Below are 21871 nucleotides of genomic sequence, written 5' to 3'. Positions count from 1 at the left end.
GTCGATACGGTGCCGGATCTGGAACCGGGCGTGGTTCGGGCTTTGTTCGAGAAACGTCAAGATCGCGGGGTTGCTCACCGTTGTTTCTTCGGCTCACGGCCTCGACCGTGAAGAAACTTCTCCGGCTAGACAGGTTGCGGGAGAAGGGGGAAGCACCATGAGTGAAGAGGTGGGTCTGCCGCGATCGTCGCTCTGACGACGTCATCGCGGGCAGGGCGGGGTGAGGTCGATGTCCGGGAAGTGGCGGTTCCAGTCGGGGGCGGACAGGGGCGGCGACACCGTGGCGCAGATGCGCGCGGCAGCGTGCTCGGCATCGGCCTCCCACGCTCGGACGGTCCGGTCGCCACCCGCGCTGAGCAGCGTGTGGCCGTCGGGCAGGAACGCCAGCGCGTACACGCGCTCGGTGGGACCGGACAGCGTGGCGAACGGGGTGCGGTCGGCCACGCGCTGGCCAGGGTGGTGCCGTCGGGGGCGAACGCGACGGCGTGCACGGTGTCGGTGTGGCCGGTCAGTTCGGCGGTGAGGGTGCCCGTCGTGGCGTCCCGGACGCGGACGACGAAATCGGTGCCGCCGGTCGCGAGGAGCGTGCCGTCCGGACTGAACGCGACCGACTTGACGGCGTGCGACTGACCGGTGAGGTGGAGCGTCGGCAACTTGCGCCCGGCGGCGGCCTGGGACAGGGCCGCCTCCGAGTAGTGCGTCACCGAACTGAGCTGGCGGTAGGTGGGGCTGCCCGCCCTCTCCCGCAACGACCTGAGCTCCCGCGCGAACGTGAGCACCGCTGAGTCGCCCGCGTCGAGCGGCCTTTCCTAGCGTGGCATCCCCGGTTCCCCCTCGTACTTCCCCCAGGGAGAGAACCTAGTCGCAGAATCCGGTGATCGTGGCGGTCAGCACCTCGGTCAGCCGGTCCAGGGAGGCCAGGTCGACGTACTCGGTGGCCGCGTGGGCGCCGCCGCCGTCGACGCCGAACAGCAGGCAGGGGATGCCCGCGCGGTCCAGCAGGGCGCAGTCGGTCCAGAACGGCTCCGCGCGGATGACGGGCGGTTCGCCGAGGTTCGCGATGAGCGTGCGGACGATCTCCGCTTCGGGGTCGGCCTCGAAGGGATCCCTGGCGAGGCCTCGGGTGAGCGTGGCGGTGAAGTCCGGGACCGTCGCGGTGAGGTGGTCGAGGATCGTGCGCAGCTCGTCCTCGGTCTGCTGCGGGGATTCTCCCGGCACCGTGCGGCGTTCGAGCGTGATCTTGCAGGTCGCGGGGTAGGTCGAGGCCTCCTCGCCGCCGCTGATCAGCGACGCGTGGACCGTGCCGGTGCCGAGCAGGTGGTGCTTCGGGCCTTCCGCGAGGTCTCGGCCCAGTTGTTCCAGTGCCACCAGGAAGTGGCCGGCCTTGGCGATCGCGTCGATGCCCAGCTCCGGTCGTGAGCCGTGGGCGGCCCTGCCGTGGATCTCGACGTCGAACCACACGAAACCCTTGTGCGCCAGCGTGACTTCGAGGTGGCTGGGTTCGGTGACGATGGCGGCGTCGGCGGTGAAGTGCTCCAGCACCTCTTCCGTGCCGGAGCTGCCGTGTTCCTCGTCGGCCACGCACGCGACGATCACGTCGCCGCGCAGCGGGCGTTCGGTGGCTCTGGCGGCGGCGATCATCATGGCCGCGATGCCGCCCTTCATGTCGAAGGCGCCGCGGCCGAACATCCTGCCGTCGTTGATCTCCGGCTCGAGCGGGTCGCCGTCGTAGCCCGCGAGACCGACCGTGTCGATGTGGCCGTTGAGCATCAACGACTTCCCGCCGCCGGTGCCCTTCTTCACGGCGACGAGGGACGGCCTGCCCGGTCGTCTCTCCAGACGGTGGACCTCGAAGCCGTTGCGCTGGAACCAGGTGGTGCAGAAGCCGGCGATCTCCTGTTCGCCGTTGCCGCCGGGGACGAGGTCGGGGTTGACCGAGTCGATGGAGATCAGGTCGGCCAGCAGGTCACGGGGGTTCACGGGCGTCCTTCGGTGCTGATGAGCACGACGGTGGAGAGGTCGCCGAACTCGCTGCGGATGGCGCGCAGTCCGGCGAGCGGGGCAGCACCGCACGGTCCTGAGTGGACGTTCTGCGCGTGGAGGTCTCGCATCGCTTTGGTGCAGTCGGTCTCGGAGATGGACACGGCGGCGTCCAGGCCGTTGTTCAGGTACGGCCAGGCGGTCGCGGACGGTGTGCCGCAGTTGAGGCCGGCCATGATCGTGTCGCCCGTGGGGATGGTCTTGCGTTCGCCCGCTTTCAGGCTTTCGAGGACGCAGGCGGCGCTGTCGGGTTCGACGGCGAGGAGCCGCGTGCGGGAGTCGCGGCCGTGGTAGTGCGTGATGACAGCCTGTGCGAACGAGCCGACGCCGACCGGAACGACCACCAGGTCGGGTTCTGCGTCGAGCTGCTCGTCGATCTCGTGGCAGAGCGTGCCGTAGCCCTCGACGATCCAGGCCGGGATCTCCTCGTAGCCAGGCCATCCCATGTCCTGCACGAGGATCCCGTCCGCCGCGGCGGCTCTGGCGACCGCGTCGTCGTACGTGCCGTCGACGATGGTGACCTCGGCGTTCTCGGAGCGGATGGCCTCGATCGCCTGGGCGGGCACGGTGTTCGGCACGAAGACGTGGGCCCGCTGGTCGCGCAGACGGGCCATGCGGGCGACCGCGCGTCCGTGGTTGCCGTCGGTCGCGGTGGTGAGCGTGACCTGGCTGGTGTGATGCTGAAGAACGCGGTGAACGGCCCAGGACGCGCCCAGAGCCTTGAAAGCGGGCAGGCCCAGCCGGGAGGATTCGTCCTTGACGAACAAGCGGTCGATCTCGAGCTCCGCGGCGAGAGCCGGCAGTTCGGTCAGCGGAGTGGGCGCGTAGCCGGGCAGCTGAGCGTGGAAGTCCCACACCTCGGTGGGTGCGGGCGGGCATCGCCAGCTGCGGGCTTCTGGCCGCGAGAACTTCATGCGGGACAGCGTGCTGGTGGCGCGGATCATCGGTCCAGCGCGTGTTCTCGACGTGTATCGGTGGAAGAATCCGAAGAGTCGGCGGGAGGAGGTGCCGGATGAGCGACGAGGAGCTGATCGTCGAGTTCGCGCTGACCCGCCTCGACCATCCTCTTCTGGATCTGGAGGAGGTCGCCGCGCTCGTGGTCAGGCGGGCCGGGCCGGAGCGCATGGTCGAGTTCGCCGGGCAGACCCTGGTGCACCGCGACGAGCTGCGGGGAGCGGTGTTCCCGGCGGCCGTCGAGCACGTCCTGCGGGTGGTGCTGATGTTGCGCGGGCCGCGCGACTAGAGCTGTGCGGCTGTCTGCTTCGTGAGCTCGATGACGCGGGTGGCCAGCGGGGACAGCGTCCGGTTCGCCTGCCAGGCCAGGTAGATCTCCCGCGGCGCCAGTGCGGGTTGGAGTTCGTGCGCGGACAGGTCGTCCGACGCGACGTCGAGTGCGAGCCTCGGCATCACGGCGAGGCCCATTCCGGCGCGGACCATCGAGATCACGCCCCGGTTGTCGGCCGTGCGGAACACGATCAGCGGCGCGACCCCGGCGTCGGCGTAGACCCGTTCGACCCTGGCCTGGTCGCAGATCGGCGGCTGGGCGACCATCGCGGCGCCGTGCAGGGCGGTGAGCGGGACCGGGCCCTCGGGGAACTGGCCGCGGCGGGCGACCAGCACGTACGGGTCGTCGAGGATCTTGACCTGCTCGGCGTCCTTGACCCGGCCGTCGAAGAAGACCAGGTCCAGGCCGTCGGCGCTGGGCTCGTCGGTCTCCTCCTCGAACAGCCGGATGTCGGCGGCGGGATGTTCGGTGAGGATCTGGCGCACCACCGCCGGGAGGATGACGTTCGTGACGCTCTGGAAGGTGCCGATGTCGACGCGGCCCTCGCCGGCCTTGAACCGTTCGACGGCGTCCTCGGTGGCGGCGGCGCGGGCCAGCAGTTCGCGTCCGTGGGCGAGCACCACCTCGCCCAGCGGCGTGAGACGGACCGGTTTCGGGCCGCCGGGGCGGTCGAACACGGCGCCGCCCACGGCCTTCTCCAGCGCGGCGACCTGCTGGCTCACGGCCGACTGGGTGTAGCCGAGGCGGTCGGCGGCCTTGCCGAAGGTGCCCTCGGCGGCCACCGCGTCCAGGGTTGCCAGGTGGCGGAGGTCCATCACGGGTCCGACTATAAGTGTTGCTGGTTGACATGAGCAGAATCTATCGCTTTTGTTAATGCTCGTTCGTTTCTAGCGTTGCTCTCATGAACCCACGATGTGCTCTCTGGTTGCCGCTGTTCGACGCGCTCGCCGATCCGTTGCTCGTCGCCCGTCTCGCCGCGGAGGCGGAGGAAGCGGGCTGGGCCGGGCTGTTCGTCTGGGACCACGTCCGCTGGCGCGAGCCGGTCACGCACGTGGCCGATCCGTGGATCACGCTGGCCGCCGTCGCCTCGGCCACCTCGCGGCTGCGGTTCGGGCCGATGGTCTCGGCCATCACGCGGCGGCGGCCCGTGAAGCTCGCCCGCGAGACCGCTTCGCTGGACCTGCTCAGCGGGGGACGGCTCGTGCTCGGGGTGGGCCTGGGGAGTGACCGGTTCGCGGGCGAGTTCTCGCGCACCGGGGAGGAGTGCGACGACCGGGTGCGTGGGCAGATGCTGGACGAGTCGCTGGAGATCCTGCGGGCGGCGTGGTCCGGGGAGGTCGTGCGGCATCGCGGCGCGCACTACACAGTGGACGGTGTGACTTTCCTGCCTCGGCCCGTGCAGCGGCCTGGAGTTCCGGTGTGGGCCGCAGGCTTTCCTGGGAATTCGCGGCCGATGCGCCGTGCGGCCGGCCTGGACGGCTTCTTCCCGGTGAACCTGTCGTCGGCTGATGAGTTCGCTGACGCGGTGGGGCAGGTGGAGGCGCTGCGGTCCGGTGACGGGCCGTTCGACTACGTCTGCGAGGTCTCTCCCGGTGAGGACGTCGCGCCGTATGCCTCGGCTGGGGCCACCTGGTGCCTGACCGCCTTCGACCCGGCCTCCTTGTCCGTGGATCACGTGCGTGGCGTGCTGCGCGATGGACCGGCGGTGCGGTGATGCGCGCCAACGGGGTGGAGTTGTGCGTCGAGACGTTCGGGGATCCTGCCGATCCGGCCGTGCTGCTGATTCACGGCGCGTGCGCGTCCATGTTGTGGTGGGAGTCGGAGTTGTGTGCGGCGATCGCGGCGCGCGGACGGTTCGTGATCCGTTACGACAACCGCGACACCGGGCTGTCTGTGAGCTATCCGCCGGGAGAGCCGGGGTACGCGCTGTCCGACCTGGTGCTGGACGCCGTGGGGATCCTGGACGGGCTGGGCGTTGATCGGGCGCACGTGGTCGGGCGGTCGATGAGCGGGGCCATCGCGCTGGGGTTGGGCGTCGATCACGCGGACCGGCTGCTGTCGCTGACGTTCGTGGCGACCACGACCGGCGATCCGGATCTGCCGCCGATGACCGAGACGTTCCTGGAGGCTTCGGGTGCCCAGGCCTCATCCGATGTGGAGACCATCGTGTCGGTGTTGCGGGCCTACGCGGGCACGTCGCCGTACTTCGACGAGGAGTCCGTGCGCGCGCTGGCGGTGGAGGACGTGGCACGGACGGTGAACGTGGCGTCGGCGATGACCAACCACTTCCAGATCGAGTTCGACGCTCCGCGTGGTGGCGGGTTCGGTGACATCTCCGTTCCCGCTTTGGTGGTGCACGGTTCGCTCGATCCGGTCTATCCGCTGGCGCACGGGGAAGCTCTGCGTGACGCGATACCGGGTGCGTCGCTGCTGGTCCTGGACTCGGTCGGGCACGACCTGCCGCGTCCGGTGTGGCCCGTGTTCGTCGACGCTCTGGTGGAGCACACGGCTTGAGCGGTGCTCGATCGCGGCTGCACGGAATTGTCAGGGGTGCCGGGTAACGTCCCGTTCATGAGTGCTGCGGGGGATCGGATTCAGGAGCTGGCCGCGCGGATCGTCGAGCTGCGTGACGCGTACTACCAGGGTGAGCCGCTGGTGGCGGACGCGGAGTACGACGCGATCGAGGACGAGTTCCGTGCTCTGGTCGCGAAGCACCCGAAGCTGGCGCCGAAGGACAACCCGCTGGACCACGTGGGCGCGCCGTCGGTGCTGCACGCGCCCGTGCGGCACTCGCGGCCGATGCTGTCGCTCGAGAAGGCGAACAAGCCCGAGCAGGTCGAGTCGTTCTTCTCGCGGTTCCCCGGTCAGCCCGTGGTCGTCATGCCGAAGCTCGACGGCCTGTCGCTGGCGCTGGTGTACGAGAACGGCCGGCTCGCGCGTGCCGTCACCCGTGGCGACGGCACGACGGGCGACGACGTCACGTTCCTCACGCGCGCGTTGTGCGACGGCGTGCCGGACAAGGTCGAGGCGCCGGGCCGCGTCGAGGTGCGTGGCGAGTGCGTGATGCTGCGCTCGACGTTCGACACGTACAACGCGGCGCACCCGGACAAGCCGTTGATCAACCCGCGCAACGCCGCCGCGGGCACGTTGCGTGCGAAGGACCCGAAGGCGGTCGAGGGCCGGCGCATGCAGTTCTTCGCGTTCGACCTGACGACCGAGCCGGAGAGCGCCGACTCCGACCTCGACGCGGGCCTGCGCAAGCTGGGCTTCAGCGTGGCGGAGATGAAGCACTGCTCTACCGCGGCCGAGGCCCAGGAGCTGATCGGCGGCATCGAGCAGGCCCGCAACACGCTCGACTACGACCTCGACGGCGCCGTGCTGCGCCTCGCGAACCGTGACGCGTTCGCCGCCGCGGGCACCCGTTCGTCCTCTCCGCGTGGCGCGATCGCCTACAAGTTCGCGGCCGAGGAGAAGACGACGGTGCTGAAGGACGTCGTCTGGGACGTGGGCAAGACCGGCAAGATCGCGCCGGTCGCCTGGCTGGAGCCGGTGTTCGTCGGCGGCACCACCGTCACCCGCGCGACGCTGGCCAACCAGGAGGTCATCCGCTCGAAGGGCATCAAGATCGGCGACACGGTCCTGGTCCGCCGCGCGGGCGACGTGATCCCGTTCGTCGCGGGCGTCCTGGACGAGTCGAAGCGCACCGGCGACGAGCAGGAGATCATCCCGCCCTCCGACTGCCCGTCGTGCTCGCAACCGCTGACCGAGCAGGGCAACAGCCGCGAGCTGTTCTGCACGAACGCCGTCTGCCCTGCCCAGACCGTGCGCCGCCTGATCCACTGGTCGTCCCGCGCCGCCGCCGACATCGACGCCATCGGCCAGGTGTGGATCGAGCGCCTCGCCGAGACCGGCGACCTGGTGAACCCGTCCGACTTCTACACGCTCACCAAGGAACGCCTGCTGGAGTTCGACCGCGTGGGCGAGATCTCCGCGACGCGCATGATCGAGTCCATCGACCGCAGCCGCTCCGTGGGCCTGCGCCGAGCCATGATCGGCCTCTCGATCCCGATGGCCTCGGAAGGCACCGCCGCTCGCCTGTGCCGGGCGGGCTTCGGTTCCCTGGAAGAGGTGGCCGACGCGGGCGTCGAGAAGCTCGTCGCCGTCGAGGACATCGGCCAGAAGGTCGCCGAGTCGATCAACTTCCACCTGGCCCGCCTGCGCCCGGAGATCGAACGCCTGCGGGAGCGCGGCGTCTCCCTGGAGGTCCGCTCGGAGGACCTGCCGCCGGTAGTCGTCGCCGGCGCGCCCCTGGAGGGCAAGTCCGTCGTGATCACCGGCTCGATCAGCGACCCGCGCTCCGGCGAGAAGGTCACCCGCCCGACGTTCCAGAAGATGTGCGAACGCGCCGGCGCCACCGCCGCCTCCTCGGTCTCGGCCACCACCGACCTGCTCATCACGGGCGAGGGCGTGGGCGCGAGCAAACTGACGAAGGCGGAGAAGCTCGGCGTCGAGGTGGTCGACCAGGGCGAGATCTGGACGAAGCTGATCGCCGCCGGAGTCGCCTGACCCGTCCGGCCCGCGGATGTGAGAAGCCCCCACGCTGCCTGGGGGAGGACGGCAGCCTGGGGGCAAGTGGGGTGGTCGGTGCGGCGGTCGCCTCTCGGCGGTGGGCACGACGCGGCTCCGGGTGAACGGTGTTCCGCGAAGGCGATTGTGTTGGGGCCCGGGGACTCGTTCCGCACCGACCGTTTCGTACAACGGTGCGGTGTCCCGTTGTGTTTCCTGGTGATCTGTGTGCTCGCTCACCAGCTGGGGTGCTGAGTTCCTGGTTTGGCAAGAGATTGAGCGCGTTCGGTAGCGGGAAGGCCCTCAAGCCGCTGGGGGTGTCGGCTTGAGGGCGAGGCCTGTGTCCGGTGAACTTCCTTCTCTCCCAAGAGAGTCAGGGCATCCGGTGTTGGGAAGGCTCTCAGGCTGCCTGGGGGTGTGCCGCCTGAGAGCCGAGTTCGTGGTCGGTGCGGCGGTCGCCTCTCGGCGGTGGGCACGACGCGGTTCCAGCCGAACGGTGTGCCGCGAAGGCGATTCTGTTGGGGCCCGGGGACTCGTTCCGCGCCGACCGTCTCGTTCAACGGTGCGGGGGTTCTGTTGTGTTCCCGGTGAGGGGAAGGCCCTCAAGCCGTCGGGGGGTCCGGCTTGAGGGCGTGGCTTGTGGTCGGTGCGGCGGTCGCCTCTCGGCGGTGGGCACGACGCGGTTCCAGCCGAACGGTATGCCGCGAAGGCGATTCTGTTGGGGCCCGGGGACTCGTTCCGCACCGACCACTCCGTACAACGGAGCGGGGATCCCTTGTGTTCCAGGGGAACCTGTGTGGCCGGTCACCGTCTGGAACGCGGAATACCTTCCGGGACAAGAAGAAACTGGGTGGTCGGCGCGGCAGGAGAGCTCCGCGCCGACCGGACGCCCTCAAGCCGTCTGTCGGGGAGAGGGACGGCTTGAGGGCGAGCTTGGTGAGGCCGATGCGATCGGTCGCCTCTCGGCGAGTGGCTCGACGCGGTACCAGCCGAACGGTCTTCCGCGAAGGCGATGAGGTGAGGCCCGGGGGACACGGACCGCACCGACCAACACGTATAACGGCGGTTGTGCCCGCGGTGTTTCCGAACGGGCTGTGTGGTCGCTCACCGCAGTATCGGGATCTTGCGAAACTCAGGCCCCGCAGGGTGACTCCCCGCTCTGACGGGCAACGACGCCGCCCTGTCACAGGTCGGAGAAACCTGATGGTGAGGCGGCGTTCGTTCCTGCTCGGGGCATCGGCCCTGCCACTCATCGGCCCCGGTACAGCACTGGCGGACGCCGGACCGCTCGACTCCGGACGCCTGGCCGCGGACTGCTGGATCCGCACGGCTGCTCGACGAGCACGGCGTCGGCGTGCCGGCGGACGAACACTTCGGTGGCGACCCGGAGGCCCCGAGGTTCCGGGTCGTCACCAGCCTGCTCTACGGGAGGACCACCGAGCAGCGCTGGGAGGCGGTCCGCAGCGCTGACTCGGTGGCCTCGCCCTGGATCGCCGAGAACCTCGGCGACCCAGGGCCGGTGTTCCAGAAGGTGTGTCAGTAGAAACAGCCCGTGCGGGGCAGCGACGACGGCGCCGGCGGCGTCCGCCCGTCGTACAGCGCGAGCAGGAAGTTCTGCGGGCAGTAGGACGTTCCGCTGATCTTGATCGCGATGTGCAGGTGCGGGCCCGTCGAGTTGCCGGTGTTGCCGGTGGTGCCGACGCGGTCACCGGCCTTGACGGCGGCACCGTTCGAGACCGACCACGACGAGAAGTGGCAGTAGATGTAGTCGACGCCGCTCTTGACGATCCGCAGGCCGTTGCCGCAGCCGCTGGGCTCGTTGATGCGGTACGCGGTACCGGTGACCATCGCGTACGCCGGCTTGCTGTTCACCGGCAGGTCGATGGCGGGGTAGTCGTGGTGCGGGTCGTCGTACTCGCTGCGCGGCAGGGCGCTCTTGGCCAGCGGCAGGCTGTAGGTGCCGCCGCCACCGCCGCCGGAGCCCGACCCGCCGACCAGGGTCTGCCAGGTGTTCGGGCCGACGATGCCGTCCGCGGTCAGGCTCTTCGACCTCTGGAACGCCACGGCCGCGCTGTGCGTGCCGCCGCCGAAGTCGCCGTCCTCGTCCAGGCCGTAGCCGTAGCGGTTGAGCTGCACCTGGGCAGCGCGGACGGCGTTGCTGTTGTTGCCCTGCTGGACGCTGACGATCAGCTTCGGCCAGGTGTTCGGGCCGATCTGGCCGTCGGACGACAGGCCGTTCGCGGTCTGGAACTGCTTGACCGCCGACTCGGTGGCCGGACCGAAGTCGCCGTCGGCGCTGATGTTGTAGCCGCGGTGACGCAGCAGGTGCTGGGCGGTCAGCACGGTCGCGCCGTTCTGGCCTTCCTTGACGTTCGGCCACGCCGGCAGCGCCGCCTGAGCGGGGCTGACGACTCCTATCAGAACCCCGAACGAGATCAGGGCGGCAACGAGGATTCTCATGCCCAGCACGCTAGGAACGCACCGCCAGCGGACGCCCTAGTCGCGAGACCAGTTGTGTGCGGTCGCGGCAGCCGAACTTCCTCAGCAGGTTCGACACGTGGTACTTCACCGCGCTCACGGTGATGAACATGGCCGCGGCGATCTCCGCGTTCTCCCGCCCCTCGGCGACCAGCCGCAACGTCTCCCGCTCACGGGCGGTCAGCGACGCCGGTGGGGGACCGGGCAGCAACGAGGACACCAGCCGCGGCGACACCCAGCCGCCGAACCGGTGCACGTCGTGGACGGCCCGCACGATGTCCTCGGGAGGGTCGTCGGCGAGCACGAGCCCGGTCACGCCCAGCCGCACCAGGCCTTCCACGGCGTCGAACGACGACAGCACCGCGACCGTGCGCGGCCCGGCGGCGGCAGAGGCATCCGTGACGTTCACGTCGGCGGGAGTGCCTGGGACAGCCCACGGCACGGCGGTGAGGCGGGACGAGATCCGGTCGGCCAGCAAGGCGCTGCGCAACGACAGCGTGACATGGATGGTGAGCACATCCCGGAACAGTCGGGAAAGGAGCGTATTTCTCCGTATCGGCTGCGTATAACGCCAGGTCGTTGTTACCGTTCCGCCGTCATCGGGGGAGGGTGCGTGCGGTTCCGGGTGCTCGGTCCGATCGTCGTCGTGGCGGGCGAGGAAGAGACCCCGTTGCGGTCGGCGAAGCAGCGGATCCTGCTCGCGATGCTGGTGCGGCACGCGAACACGCCCGTCTCTCCGCAACGGTTGATCGAGGCGCTCTGGGAGGTCCCGCCGGCCTCCGCGCAGGAGAACGTCCGGCTGTACGTCTACCAGCTCAAGCGCGCGCTCGGCCTCGGCGACCGGATCACCCGTGAACCGGCCGGATACGAACTGAGAATCGACCCCGGCGAGCTCGACGCGGACCTGTTCGACCAGCTGACCCAGGACGGCGAGCAGGCCCTCGCGGACGGCGACCCCGCCAAGGCGGCCGAGTTGCTCACCGAGGCGCTCGGCCTGTGGCGCGGCCCGGCCTACCCGGACCTGCCCGGCCAGTTCGCCGCACGACTCGACGAAGCACGGCTGCGCGCGGCCGAAGCGCGCGCCGCGGCGGAACTGGCGCTGGGCCGGCACGCCGAGCTGATCGGCAGCCTGGCCGAGCTCGCGCAGGCCAATCCGTACCGGGAACCGTTGCACGCCAAGCTGATGACCGCCCTCTACGGCGCGTCCCGGCAGGCGGAGGCGCTGGAGGTGTTCCGGCGGGCCCGCGAACGGCTCGTCGGCGACCTCGGCATCGAACCCGGCCCCGAACTGCGGGGCCTGCACGAGACGATGCTCCAGGGCGCGCCACTGCACGAACCCGCGCCGCCCAGGACCGCCCGCGCGGACTGCCCGTATCGCGGCCTGATGGCGTACCAGCCGGAGCACCACCCGTGGTTCTTCGGCCGCGATCACCTGGTCGACCTGGTGACACGCCGGATCGACCGCCATCGGGTCGTCGGGGTGTTCGGCGCGTCCGGCAGCGGCAAGTCGTCGTTGCTGCGCGCCGGCGTCGTCGGCGGGCTCGGCAAGACCTGGCGGCCGATCGTCATCACGCCGACCGCGCACCCGATGGCAGCGCTCACCACCGCGCTGGCGTCGTTCACCGGCAAGCGGCCCGACCTCGGCGCCGACCCGGCGGCGTTCGACGTCGAGGTCCGCAACGCGCTCGCGAACGGCCCGGACGACGTTCGCGTGCTGCTCGTGGTGGACCAGCTGGAAGAGCTGTTCACGTTGTGCGCCAACGAAAGTGAGCGCTCACAGTTCATCGGCGTGCTGCTCGACGCCGCCCAGGGACCGCACCGCCGCACCCACGTCGTGCTCGGCGTCCGGGCGGACTTCCTCGCCCACGTCACGCAGCACCCCGGCCTGGTGAAGGCGCTCGCGGACGAGGCGACCGTGCTGGTCGGGCCGCCGTCGGGCGCCGACCTGCGGGACATCGTGCTGCGCCCGGCCACGATGAGCGGGCTGTCCGTCGCCGCAGACCTGCTCGCGACCGTTCTCGCCGACGTGGACGCCGAACCGGGCGCGCTTCCGTTGCTGTCGCACGCTCTCGTCGAGACGTGGCAACGCTCCGGCACCGAACTGACGTTGGCCGCCTACCGGGCCGGTGGCGGGGTGCGCGGCGCGATCGCGCAGACGGCCGAACGCGCCTACGACGACCTGGACGACGCCGAACAGCAGGCCATGCGCCGGATCCTGGTGCGGCTCACCGCGTTCGGCGACGGCACCGAGGACACCCGCAGGCCGATCCGCCGCGTCGAACTCGACGGCATCGCCGAACCTCAGGTGATCGACGGCGTGCTCGGCCGCCTGGTCGCCGAGCGGCTGCTCGTGGTGGACGAGGACACCGTGGAGATCGCTCACGAAGCGCTGATCCGCGCGTGGCCCCGGTTGCAGCGGTGGCTGTCCGACGACCGCTCGACGTTGCTGGTCCACCGCAGGCTGACCGCCGCCGCCCACACCTGGAGCGAGCTGGACCGGGACGAGGGCGCGCTCTACCGGGGCACCCAGCTCGTCACCGCGGCGGCCTGGGCGCAGGACCACCCCGGCGAGCTGAACGCGGCGGAGGAGGCGTTCCTCGGGGCGAGCCGCGAGCACGACGAGGCCGAGCAGGTGACGGTGAAGCGCCGCAACCGGCTGCTGACCAGGCTCGTCTCGATCATGGGCGTGCTGCTCCTGTTGGCGGCGGGCGGCGGTGGCGTCGCCTGGTGGCAGTCGCGGGAAGCCCAGCTGCGGCAACGGATCGAGCAGGCGCACCAGATCGCGTTGTCCGCTCGCGGTCTCGTCGACACGGCACCCGACCTCGCCGGACAGCTCGCCGTGTCGGCCTACCGGCTGCACGCGGACGACGACACTCGAGGCGCGCTGCTCAGCGCCGCTTCCGCACCGCGTCGCCGCATCGAGCTTAACGCGGACGGCCCGCCGGTGCTGGACGTGAGCGTGTCGCACCAGGGGGACGTGATCGCGACGGCCGATCGGGACGGCCACGTCACGCTGTGGGACCCGCGGACCCGGTCCCGCAAGCTCCTGCTGGCCGACCACAACGGGTTCACCGACGGCGGCTACGCCAGGCAGGCCGAGTTCAGCGCGGACGACAGGTTCCTCGCCTCGAACGCGTCACTGCCCGCGTTGGCCGGAAGCCGCGGCGATGTCGTGGTCTGGGACCTGACGACCGGCACCACCGTGTTCTCCCACCAGTTCGACGTGATCACCACCGGCCTCGCGTTCCACCCGGCGGGGACGTCGTTCGCGGTCGGCGTCGCCGGCGGCACCGTCGAGGTGTGGGACGTGGCCACCAGGACCAGCCGGATCTTCCAGGGGCACCGGAACGAGGTGAACGCGCTGGCGTTCAGCCCGGACGGATCACTGCTCGTCACCGCGAACGGCAAGGAACGTCCGCTGGTGTGGGACGTCGCGTCCGGCGCCCGCGTCGGCGAGATCCCGTCCCTGGAGGTCAACAACGTCGGCTTCGACGGCTCGGCGATCGTCACCTCGACGTTGCGCGACGGCGTCAAGTTCTGGGACGTCGGCGGGAAGCTGCTGTCCGAGCTGCCGAAGCAGGGCACGTACTCGTGGGAGGCGTCCGGGCCGGTGGGCGGCCGGATGGCGGTGGCGGACGAGGACGGCCTCATCACCATCTGGGACATCCGCACCGGCCGCCCCATCACGACCTACCGCGACCGCGGCCGCACCGAGTCCAGGGCGATCGCGCTGGGCCGTGACGGCACACTGCTGGTCTCCGGCGGCTACGGACGGATCGTGGCGGTGCGCGAGGACGCCGTGCCGCCGTTCACCGGGCACGCCGACGGCATCAACGACATCGACGTGTCCGGTGGGATGGTCGCGTCCGCCGGAGACGACGGAACCGTGCGGTTGTGGGATCTCGACGGTGCCGCGGTGGCCACTTTGGACGGTCATTCCGACCGGGTGGAGTCGGTGTCGTTCAGCCCGGACGGCTCCCGGCTGGCCGCGCTGACCCGCGACCACACCATCTCGCTCTGGGACGTCGCCCGGCGGGAGAGGTTGTCGTCGTTGCCCTACAACGGTTTGGGCGCGTCGACCGACATCGCCTACCAGCCGGACGGGCGCGGGATCGTCACGGCGTCGCTCGGCCGGTTCCGCTGGAGCCTGCCGGACCTGACTCAGGGCAGGTTCTCCGGGGGCCCGTACATCGCGAGCGCCGTCGAGTTCACCCCGGACGGCCGGCTGCTGATCTCCACCGATCCGGCGGGCGGCGCGATGCTGTGGGACCTCGCCGGAGACAAGCTGGAACGGCGCGTCAGCACAGGTCAGGGCGACGTGCGCGACGTGGCGATCAGCCCGGACGGCACGCGGTTCGCGACGGCGGGAGCCAACCGGACGGTGAAGGTCTGGGACGTGGCCACGGGAAGCGAGCTGATGACGCTGACCGGCCACTCCGCCGCGGTGGTGGCGCTGGCGTTCAGCCCGTCCGGCGACGCGCTCGCGTCCGGGGGAGAGGACGACTCGGTCGTCGTGTGGAACCTCGGCACCCGTGCGGGCACCACGCTGACCGGGCACACCGGTCCGGTGCAGGCCGTCGCGTTCACACGGGAGGACGAGCTGGTGTCCGGCGCGAACGACTCGCGGATCATCCGCTGGTCACTGTCCACTGAGGACGCTGAGGTGCGGATCTGCTCCGAGGGCTATCCGCGCTCCGAGGTCTGCGGGACGACCAGGCCCGACTCGTAGGCGAACACCACGAGCTGGGCCCGGTCGCGGGCGTGCAGCTTCATCATCGCCCGGTTGACGTGGGTCTTCGCGGTGAGCGGGCTGATCACCATGCCGGCCGCGATCTCGTCGTTCGAGAGGCCACGCGCGACCAGCGTGACGGCCTCTCGTTCGCGGTTGGTGAGGTGGGCGAGGCTCTGGTTGCGTTGTGGCGGCTGGCTCACGTACCTGTCGATCAGCCGGCGGGTGATCGACGGGGCGAGCAGCGCGTCACCGCGGGCCGCGACCCGGACGGCGTGCAGGAAGTCCTCTGGCTGGACGTCCTTGACGAGGAACCCGGCCGCACCCGCCTTCAGGGCGTGGAAGACGTACTCGTCCAGGCCGTAGTTGGTGAGGATCACGACGTGCGTGCCGGCCAGGGCCGGATCGGCGGCGATCTGCCTGGTCGCCTCGATGCCGTCCATCCCGGGCATCTGGACGTCGATCAGGGCGATGTCCGGGAGGTGTGCGCGGGCCTGGTCCAGCCCTTCCGCGCCGTTCGCGGCCTCGGCGACCACCTCGATGTCGTCCTCGGCGTCCAGCAACGCGCGGAAACCGCTGCGGATCAGCGGCTGGTCGTCCACCAGCAGGACGCGGATCATGGCTGTACCACGGGGAGTTCGGCCTGCACGCTGAATCCGCCTTCGCTTCGTGGCGCCGCGCGGAGGTGGCCGCCGAGCGCCGTGACCCGTTCGCGCATGCCGAGCAGCCCGACGCCCGGTTCCGGGTTCTTCGGTGTCGCCGTGCCGTCGTCGTCCACCTTGATGATCACCGCGTCCGGCCGGTAGTCGATGTGGATCCGCGCGGTCGCCGCGACGGCGTGGCGGGAGATGTTCGTGAGCGACTCCTGCACGATCCGGTACGCCGTCCGGTCGACCGCGGCGGGGACGTCGCAGTGGCGGCCCTCGATCGTGAGCCGGGCGTCCAGGCCGTTCGACCTCGCACGTTCGACGAGCCCAGGGACGTCGTCCATGCCGTGCGGCGGATTCTTGTCGTCGTCTCTGAGCGCTTCCAGCGTGGCCCGCAGTTCCCTGGCGGCCTCCCGGCCGGCGTCGCGGATCACCAGGAGCGGCTCCGGCACGTCCTCGCCGCGTTTCTGGGCGAGGTGGACGGCGACCTCGGCCTGGAGCTTGATCACGGAGATCTGGTGGGTGAGGGAGTCGTGCAGCTCGCGGGCGATGTGCAGGCGTTCCTCGCCGGCCCGCCTGCGCGCCGTCTCCTCGCGGGTGCGCTCGGCCTCGTCGGCTCTGCGCTCGGCCTGTCTGAGCGCTTCACCGGCGGCCGCGGCGGCGATCAGCCACGCGATCTGCAGGACGTCCCTGGTCTGGCCGAACGCCTCGTACGTCGTGAGGTCGCGGGGCGACAGGAGCGCCGCGAGGGGGAGGGTGGCGAGCATCAGCACGGAACCGGCGAGCGTGACGACCCGATGGCCCGCCCGCATCGTCGAGTACACGGCGAACAGGAACGCGATCACCGGCACGTCGGCGCCGGTCGCCTGGTAGCCCAGCGCGAGGAGCCCGGTCGCGGCGAGCACCGCGATCGGGGCCGTCCGGCGTGCCACGAGCGCCAGCCCGCTCGCGGCCAGCAACGCGTAGCCCAGTCCGGTGGCGGGGTGCCCGGCCACCACCAGGCTCGCGGCGACCCCGGCGGCGATCGCCCAGTCCAGCCAGCGCCTGCTCATGGGTGCACCCTAATCCGGTGTTCGGGCTGGTAGATCCTGCGCTGGGATGACTTCGCGACTACCGCGCCCGCGGTAGTCGCTGTCTGCGCTCGCACGACGACCGTGCGCGGTTCGCGGGACAGGCTGGGGCCATGTTGCTCTCAGCTGCTTACGAGATGACCGCCGGACGCATGTGGTCGCTGATCGGCGCCGGTGCCGGCGTTTTCGGTGTGGTGATGGGCGTGCTGGCCCTGAGACGAGGCCGGAGCGGGCTTGTCGCCGTGATCGCCGGTGGGGTCGGAGTGGTGCTCGGCGTCGCGGTGGTGCTGATGGCGAAAGGTGGCCCCGGCACCGGCTACGGAATCGTCGGCGGCTACGTGTCGCTGGTGGTGGGCCTCGCCGCCGCCGTGCTCGGTGGGCTGGCTACACGAAAAGCCGCTCGGGCTGCTGCACCGCGCGCCTCGTGACCAGTCCCGCCGCGCCCCGCACGACCGCGAACTCGCCGAGGGGTGAGGCGAGCAGCCTGGTGTGCCGTTCGCCGCCCGCGAGCACCCTGCGGTCCATCTCGGACTGCACGGCCTCGTGCAGATGGTCGTACAGCACGGCATAGCTGCCGCCGAGCACGACCGTCGGGACGTCGAAGAGGTTCATCAGGGTCCCGAGCCCGACCCCGAGCGCCTCGCCGGCGTTCCGCACGGCCTCCAGCGCCTTGGGGTCGCCCGCGTCGAGTGCCTTGCACAGCGAGTCGAGCCGTCGCCGTCCAGCCTCGCGCAGGATGACGTCGAGTCCCGCGTACCGCTCCACGCAACCGCGGCTGCCGCACGTGCAGAGGACGCCGTTGCGCTCGATCACGACGTGCCCGAGCTCGCCCGCGAACCCGCTGACCCCGCGGTAGACCTCGCCGTTCAGCACGACACCGGCACCGATGCCGACGTCCGCGGTCACGTGCACGAAGTCCTCGCCCGCGAGGTGCCGCGGCCACAGGTGGGCGAGCGCGGCGAGGTTCGCCTCGTTGTCGAGCAGGACGTCGAGGTCCGTTCGCCGGCTCAGCCCCTCGGCCAGCCGCACGCCGACGAGGTTCGGCAGGTTGGGGGTCCGGATGACGACGCCGTCGTGCACGACACCCGGTATCGCGAGGCCCGCGCCGAGGAGCGGGCGCGGCCCGCTGACCTCGCGGATCAGCTCGGCGACCCGGTCGAGCACCTCGTCCGCCGTGGCCCTGCGCATGTCGGCGGGCACGAGACGGCGTTCGAGCGTCTCGCCGTCGAGTCCGATGGTCTCGACGGCGAGGTGGCTGACGTTGATCTCCGCGCCCACCGCCACCGGGCCGTCCGGGTGGAAGCGCAACGGCTTGGACGGCCTGCCCATGCCGGCCAGCGTGGCCGGTTCCTCGACCAGGATCCCGTTGGCCAGCAACGGTTCGGTGAGATTGGACAGAGTCGCCTTGGTGAGGCCGGTGCGCGCCGCGAGGTCGGCCCGCGAGCCGGGGCGGTCGACGAGCGCGAGCAGCACCGTCCGCAGGTTGCCGAGGCGGACCTGGCGCAGGTGGTCGACGGTGGTCATCGGGGCCAGTATCGCGGCGCGGGTCCGGAAGCCCGCACGCGGACTCCCGGCCTCCGGACGGTCATCGGTTCAGGTACTTCCGCGCGGCATCGCCGTACCGCGCGCGGATCTGAGGCACGGCCGCCGCCTCGTACCGGGTGCTGTCCGCGCCCGCCCATTCCGGTGGCGTGTCGCCACCCGCGAGCGTCCACGCGGCCTGCCGGGCCGCACCGTCGGCCACGTACTCACCCGGCGCGGGCACCGTCACCGGCACACCGAACACCGTTGGCGCGATCTCACGCACCGCGCGTGAGGCTGCCGCGCCGCCCACGAGCCGTACGCCCGTGACGTCCGCACCTTGCTCAGCGAGCGCGTCGAGGCCCACGGCGAGACCGCACAGCATGCCTTCCACCGCCGCACGCGCGATGTTCGCGGGCGTGGCGTTGGTGAGCGTCAGACCGTGCAACGCGCCCGTCGCGTCCGGCAGGTTCGGCGTCCGTTCGCCTTCCAGGTAAGGCACCATCACGACGCCTTCCGCACCCGGCTTGGCGGACAGGGCGAGCTCACTGAGCTTCGTGAGGTCGACGCCCAGCATCCGGGCGGTCGCGTCCAGCACGCGGGCGGCGTTCAACGTGCAGGCCAGGGGCAGGTAACGGCCCGTGGCGTCGGCGAACCCCGCCACGATCCCGGACGGGTCCTGCGCCCGGACGTCGCTCGTGGCGGTCACGACCCCGGACGTCCCGAGCGACACCACGACGTCCGAGCCACCGCCCACCCCGAGCATGGCCGCCGCGTTGTCACCGGCGCCCGCACCGAGCCGGACCGGGCCGTCCACGAACTCCGCGGGCCCCAGGACTCGGGGGAGCACCACGTCGGAGCGCCCCAGCGCCAGCGAGACCAGCTCCGGCACGTAGGCGTTCGTCACCGAGTCGAAGTAGCCGGTGCCGGACGCGTCCGAGCGGTCGGTCACCAGGTCGGCCAGGTCGCCGGTGCCGCGCAGCCGCCACGTCAGCCAGTCGTGCGGCAGGCAGACGGCGGCGGTGCGCTTGGCGTTGGCCGGTTCGTGCTGGGCGAGCCAGCGCAGCTTCGTGATCGTGAACGACGCGACCGGCACGAGGCCGATCCGCGCCGCCCACTCCGCCGCACCCAGCTCGTCGGTCAGCGACGCGGCGGCCGCCGCGGAACGGGTGTCGTTCCACAGCAGCGCCTCGCGCACGACCTCGCCGTCCTCGTCGAGGCAGACCATGCCGTGCTGCTGACCCGCGACGCTCACCGCCGACACGTCGTCCAGCCCACCGGCGTCGGTCAGCGCGGACCGCAGCGCCGACCACCAGTGCGAGGGGTGGACCTCCGTGCCGTCCGGGTGAGCCGCGCGGCCCTCCCGGACGAGCCCGCCGGTCTCCGCGTCGCGAACCACGACCTTGCACGACTGCGTGGACGAGTCGATGCCGGCGACGAGCGTCATGTCAGCGTGCTCCCGTGAGGTGCTCGAGGGCGAGCTGGTTGAGCCGTACGAAGCCGTAGCCCCGTTCGCCCGCCTGGTCGGGGTCGAAACCGGTGTCCTTGATCAGGTCATCGTAGGACTCGCCGGCGTTCAGAGTGGGCTGCGACAGCTCGGCGACGCCCGCCGTCTCGAGTGCCTCCTGCACCTCGGGGTCGGCGCGGAAGGCTTGAGCGCGGTCCCGAAGCAGCAGGTAGGTGTCCATGTTCGCCTTGGCCGAGTCCCAGACGCCCTTGATGTCCTCGGTCCGCGACGGCTTGTAGTCGAAGTGGCGCGGACCCTCGTAGCCGGCCGTCTCCAGCAGGTCCACCAGCGCGAACGCGTTCATCAGGTCGCCGTGCCCGAACACCAGGTCCTGGTCGTACTTGATGCTGCGCTGCCCGTTGAGGTCGATGTGGAACAGCTTGCCGTGCCACAACGCCTGCGCGATGCCGTGCACGAAGTTGAGCCCGGCCATCTGCTCGTGCCCGACCTCGGGGTTCACGCCGACCAGTTCCGGCTTGTCGAGCGAGGTGATGAACGCGAGCGCGTGCCCGACCGTCGGCAGCAGGATGTCGCCGCGCGGCTCGTTCGGCTTCGGCTCGATCGCGAACCGGAGGTCGTAACCCCGGTCGGTGACGAACTGCGTCAGCAGGTTCATGGACTCGCGGTACCGGTCGAGCGCCGCCCGCACGTCCTTGGCCACGTCGTACTCGGAGCCCTCGCGCCCGCCCCACAGCACGAACGTCTTCGCGCCGAGCTCCGCCGCCAGTTCGACGTTGCGCAGCACCTTCTGCAGCGCGAACCGCCGCACGCCGCGGTCGTTGCTGGTGAAGCCGCCGTCCTTGAACACGGGGTGGCTGAACAGGTTCGTCGTCACCATCGGGATGACGAGCCCGGTTTCGGCCAGCGCTCCCTGCAACCGGCTGATCTGCTGGTCGCGGTGCGTCGCCTCGAAGCCGAACAGGTCGTCGTCGTGGAACGTCAGCCCGTACGCGCCGAGTTCGGCGAGCCGGTGCACCGCCTCGACCACGTCGAGCTCGGGCCGCGTGGCCTCGCCGAACGGGTCACGACCCTGCCAGCCCACGGTCCACAGACCGAAGGAGAACTTGTCCGCCGGAGTGGGCGCGCTCATCATCCACCTCATTCGTTCAATGCTTGAACTTAGTGCGGACAGTACGACGCACGGGCCTTGATCGCAATCGCTCAGGCGTGCAGCTCCGCGGCGACCGCCTCGACCGCGGGCGCCAGGGCGGCGGCGATCGCGCGGTAACCGGCGGCCGAGGGGTGGAAGCGATCCGCCGCGAAGAGCGAGGGATCGGCGGCGAACTGCGGCGTCACCGCGCGTTCGACGTGGGCGACCACGCCTCCTGCCCGGATGACGGCCTGCTGCTGCACCTGGGCGTAGTCGCGGCTCACGGCCGACACGACGTCGCGCAGTGCCGGCGGCACGTGCGCGACGACGCTCAGGTCGGGTGCGGTGCTGACGACGACCGCGGCGCCCGCCCGCCGCAGGTCCGCGACGGCGTCGTGCAGCTGCTGCGCGCCGACGTGCGCCGGGACGAACCTGGTCAGGTCGTTCGCGCCGATCACCACCACGGCGACGTCGACCTTGCCCGCCGCTCGAACCTGGGCGCGCAGGTCGGCCGAGCGGGCGCCCGCGAAGGCCCGCACGCTGAGATCGACCTGATGTCCCTTCGCCCGAAGGCGTTCGGCGAGCAACGGGCCGAGCGTGTCCTCCCGGCGCGTGCTGCCCACTCCTGCGGCGATCGAGTCGCCGAGCAAACAGAGGCGCATGGTTGGTGAACGACAGGCGTTGCGGCGGTGTTCCGGGGAACAATCCGCTCTGAGCGGATGTTGATGTGAGTAAACCGGTGTCGTGAGAGTGCTGCTCTGTCTACACTCCACGATCATCATCACCGAGTGAACGACGAGAGGGGACCGGCCATGCGCATTACCGCCGTGCTCCCGTCCCGTTTCGACGTGATCCTCGTGTCTCCGCACCCCGGCTGCCCGCTGCGCGCCGGGTACCGGAGTGTCTGACGAACCCGTTCCAGGTGTTCGTCGGGTCAT

At 70.7% G+C, this 21871-nt stretch carries 19 protein-coding genes and 1 pseudogene; 7 read left to right on the top strand and 13 right to left on the bottom strand.

The annotated features are described in order from the left end of the window. Window positions 1–201: 201 nt before the first annotated feature. The 4 genes and pseudogenes from BM417_RS49125 to BM417_RS48605 all read right to left on the bottom strand — a co-directional run bounded on the left by BM417_RS49125 (window position 202) and on the right by BM417_RS48605 (window position 2954). Window positions 202–444: a WD40 repeat domain-containing protein gene (locus BM417_RS49125; protein WP_245821792.1), complete on the bottom strand. Its 243-nt coding sequence runs from the start codon at window positions 442–444 to the stop codon at window positions 202–204. A 38-nt stretch (window positions 445–482) separates the two neighbouring features. Then, window positions 483–704, bottom strand: a pseudogene (locus BM417_RS49830) (WD40 repeat domain-containing protein); the annotation flags it as partial. A 154-nt stretch (window positions 705–858) separates the two neighbouring features. Beyond that, window positions 859–1980, bottom strand: a complete 1122-nt coding sequence (locus BM417_RS08875; RefSeq protein WP_218164395.1) for an ArgE/DapE family deacylase — start codon at window positions 1978–1980, stop codon at window positions 859–861. Further along, the gene (locus tag BM417_RS48605; protein ID WP_245821791.1) at window positions 1977–2954 is read right to left on the bottom strand and encodes a pyridoxal-phosphate dependent enzyme; all 978 of its coding nucleotides are present in this window, start codon (window positions 2952–2954) and stop codon (window positions 1977–1979) included. The genes BM417_RS08875 and BM417_RS48605 overlap by 4 nt, the downstream gene beginning before the upstream one ends. A gap of 98 nt (window positions 2955–3052) precedes the next feature. Here BM417_RS48605 and BM417_RS08865 point away from each other — a divergent pair, with 98 nt between their 5' ends. Next, the gene (locus tag BM417_RS08865) at window positions 3053–3283 is read left to right on the top strand and encodes a hypothetical protein (RefSeq protein ID WP_093589811.1); all 231 of its coding nucleotides are present in this window, start codon (window positions 3053–3055) and stop codon (window positions 3281–3283) included. On the opposite strand, the gene BM417_RS08860 is transcribed toward BM417_RS08865, so the two are convergent. Continuing rightward, entirely contained in the window at window positions 3280–4140 is an 861-nt protein-coding gene (locus tag BM417_RS08860; RefSeq protein WP_093589808.1) for a LysR family transcriptional regulator, read from the bottom strand. The genes BM417_RS08865 and BM417_RS08860 overlap by 4 nt on opposite strands. 86 nt (window positions 4141–4226) lie before the next feature. Here BM417_RS08860 and BM417_RS08855 point away from each other — a divergent pair, with 86 nt between their 5' ends. From BM417_RS08855 to BM417_RS08840, 4 genes are all read left to right on the top strand, one after another. Further along, window positions 4227–5039: an LLM class flavin-dependent oxidoreductase gene (locus BM417_RS08855; protein WP_093589805.1), complete on the top strand. Its 813-nt coding sequence runs from the start codon at window positions 4227–4229 to the stop codon at window positions 5037–5039. Beyond that, a complete protein-coding gene (locus tag BM417_RS08850) occupies window positions 5039–5839 on the top strand; it encodes an alpha/beta fold hydrolase (protein ID WP_093590980.1) in 801 nt (266 codons plus the stop codon). The genes BM417_RS08855 and BM417_RS08850 overlap by 1 nt, the downstream gene beginning before the upstream one ends. Before the next feature lie 57 nt (window positions 5840–5896). Next, entirely contained in the window at window positions 5897–7891 is a 1995-nt protein-coding gene (gene ligA, locus BM417_RS08845) for an NAD-dependent DNA ligase LigA (RefSeq protein ID WP_093590977.1), read from the top strand. 1354 nt (window positions 7892–9245) lie between these two features. Further along, window positions 9246–9434 (top strand): hypothetical protein, encoded by a 189-nt coding sequence (locus tag BM417_RS08840; protein ID WP_093589802.1) that lies wholly within the window; start codon window positions 9246–9248, stop codon window positions 9432–9434. On the opposite strand, the gene BM417_RS08835 is transcribed toward BM417_RS08840, so the two are convergent. Next, entirely contained in the window at window positions 9428–10351 is a 924-nt protein-coding gene (locus BM417_RS08835) for a peptidoglycan-binding protein (protein WP_093589799.1), read from the bottom strand. The genes BM417_RS08840 and BM417_RS08835 overlap by 7 nt on opposite strands. Window positions 10352–10361: 10 nt before the next feature. Beyond that, window positions 10362–10886 (bottom strand): response regulator transcription factor, encoded by a 525-nt coding sequence (locus BM417_RS08830; protein ID WP_177320341.1) that lies wholly within the window; start codon window positions 10884–10886, stop codon window positions 10362–10364. Between the two features lie 96 nt (window positions 10887–10982). On the opposite strand from BM417_RS08830, the gene BM417_RS08825 reads away from it, so the two are divergent. After that, window positions 10983–15098 (top strand): nSTAND1 domain-containing NTPase, encoded by a 4116-nt coding sequence (locus tag BM417_RS08825; RefSeq protein WP_177320340.1) that lies wholly within the window; start codon window positions 10983–10985, stop codon window positions 15096–15098. On the opposite strand, the gene BM417_RS08820 is transcribed toward BM417_RS08825, so the two are convergent. Both BM417_RS08820 and BM417_RS08815 read right to left on the bottom strand, forming a co-directional pair. Continuing rightward, window positions 15053–15718: a response regulator gene (locus tag BM417_RS08820; protein ID WP_093589793.1), complete on the bottom strand. Its 666-nt coding sequence runs from the start codon at window positions 15716–15718 to the stop codon at window positions 15053–15055. The two genes, BM417_RS08825 and BM417_RS08820, sit on opposite strands and share 46 nt — an antisense overlap. Beyond that, window positions 15715–16797 (bottom strand): sensor histidine kinase, encoded by a 1083-nt coding sequence (locus BM417_RS08815; RefSeq protein ID WP_093589790.1) that lies wholly within the window; start codon window positions 16795–16797, stop codon window positions 15715–15717. The genes BM417_RS08820 and BM417_RS08815 overlap by 4 nt, the downstream gene beginning before the upstream one ends. A gap of 131 nt (window positions 16798–16928) precedes the next feature. Here BM417_RS08815 and BM417_RS08810 point away from each other — a divergent pair, with 131 nt between their 5' ends. Continuing rightward, window positions 16929–17243 (top strand): DUF6223 family protein, encoded by a 315-nt coding sequence (locus tag BM417_RS08810; RefSeq protein ID WP_093589787.1) that lies wholly within the window; start codon window positions 16929–16931, stop codon window positions 17241–17243. On the opposite strand, the gene BM417_RS08805 is transcribed toward BM417_RS08810, so the two are convergent. The 4 genes from BM417_RS08805 to BM417_RS08790 all read right to left on the bottom strand — a co-directional run bounded on the left by BM417_RS08805 (window position 17200) and on the right by BM417_RS08790 (window position 21595). Beyond that, window positions 17200–18339: an ROK family protein gene (locus BM417_RS08805; RefSeq protein ID WP_093589784.1), complete on the bottom strand. Its 1140-nt coding sequence runs from the start codon at window positions 18337–18339 to the stop codon at window positions 17200–17202. The two genes, BM417_RS08810 and BM417_RS08805, sit on opposite strands and share 44 nt — an antisense overlap. A gap of 61 nt (window positions 18340–18400) precedes the next feature. After that, window positions 18401–19783, bottom strand: a complete 1383-nt coding sequence (gene xylB, locus BM417_RS08800; RefSeq protein ID WP_093589781.1) for a xylulokinase — start codon at window positions 19781–19783, stop codon at window positions 18401–18403. A 1-nt stretch (window position 19784) separates the two neighbouring features. Further along, window positions 19785–20936 (bottom strand): xylose isomerase, encoded by a 1152-nt coding sequence (gene xylA, locus BM417_RS08795; protein WP_093590971.1) that lies wholly within the window; start codon window positions 20934–20936, stop codon window positions 19785–19787. A 68-nt stretch (window positions 20937–21004) separates the two neighbouring features. Next, window positions 21005–21595 (bottom strand): SGNH/GDSL hydrolase family protein, encoded by a 591-nt coding sequence (locus BM417_RS08790; RefSeq protein ID WP_093589778.1) that lies wholly within the window; start codon window positions 21593–21595, stop codon window positions 21005–21007. Window positions 21596–21871 lie beyond the last annotated feature (276 nt).

This window comes from Lentzea waywayandensis (genome assembly GCF_900115955.1).
GTDB classification, from domain to species: domain Bacteria; phylum Actinomycetota; class Actinomycetes; order Mycobacteriales; family Pseudonocardiaceae; genus Lentzea; species Lentzea waywayandensis.
Note: the sequence above shows the minus strand (reverse complement) of the source record. Positions and strands in the feature narration are given on the sequence as shown.

Coding starts and splice junctions, on each gene's coding strand:
- BM417_RS48605 (WP_245821791.1), bottom strand. CDS start 2,954: ATGAAGTTCTCGCGGCCAGAAGCCCGCAGCTGGCGATGCCCGCCCGCA.
- BM417_RS08865 (WP_093589811.1), top strand. CDS start 3,053: ATGAGCGACGAGGAGCTGATCGTCGAGTTCGCGCTGACCCGCCTCGAC.
- BM417_RS08860 (WP_093589808.1), bottom strand. CDS start 4,140: ATGGACCTCCGCCACCTGGCAACCCTGGACGCGGTGGCCGCCGAGGGC.
- BM417_RS08855 (WP_093589805.1), top strand. CDS start 4,227: ATGAACCCACGATGTGCTCTCTGGTTGCCGCTGTTCGACGCGCTCGCC.
- BM417_RS08850 (WP_093590980.1), top strand. CDS start 5,039: ATGCGCGCCAACGGGGTGGAGTTGTGCGTCGAGACGTTCGGGGATCCT.
- ligA (WP_093590977.1), top strand. CDS start 5,897: ATGAGTGCTGCGGGGGATCGGATTCAGGAGCTGGCCGCGCGGATCGTC.
- BM417_RS08835 (WP_093589799.1), bottom strand. CDS start 10,351: ATGAGAATCCTCGTTGCCGCCCTGATCTCGTTCGGGGTTCTGATAGGA.
- BM417_RS08820 (WP_093589793.1), bottom strand. CDS start 15,718: ATGATCCGCGTCCTGCTGGTGGACGACCAGCCGCTGATCCGCAGCGGT.
- BM417_RS08815 (WP_093589790.1), bottom strand. CDS start 16,797: ATGAGCAGGCGCTGGCTGGACTGGGCGATCGCCGCCGGGGTCGCCGCG.
- BM417_RS08810 (WP_093589787.1), top strand. CDS start 16,929: ATGTTGCTCTCAGCTGCTTACGAGATGACCGCCGGACGCATGTGGTCG.
- BM417_RS08805 (WP_093589784.1), bottom strand. CDS start 18,339: ATGACCACCGTCGACCACCTGCGCCAGGTCCGCCTCGGCAACCTGCGG.
- xylB (WP_093589781.1), bottom strand. CDS start 19,783: ATGACGCTCGTCGCCGGCATCGACTCGTCCACGCAGTCGTGCAAGGTC.
- xylA (WP_093590971.1), bottom strand. CDS start 20,936: ATGATGAGCGCGCCCACTCCGGCGGACAAGTTCTCCTTCGGTCTGTGG.
- BM417_RS08790 (WP_093589778.1), bottom strand. CDS start 21,595: ATGCGCCTCTGTTTGCTCGGCGACTCGATCGCCGCAGGAGTGGGCAGC.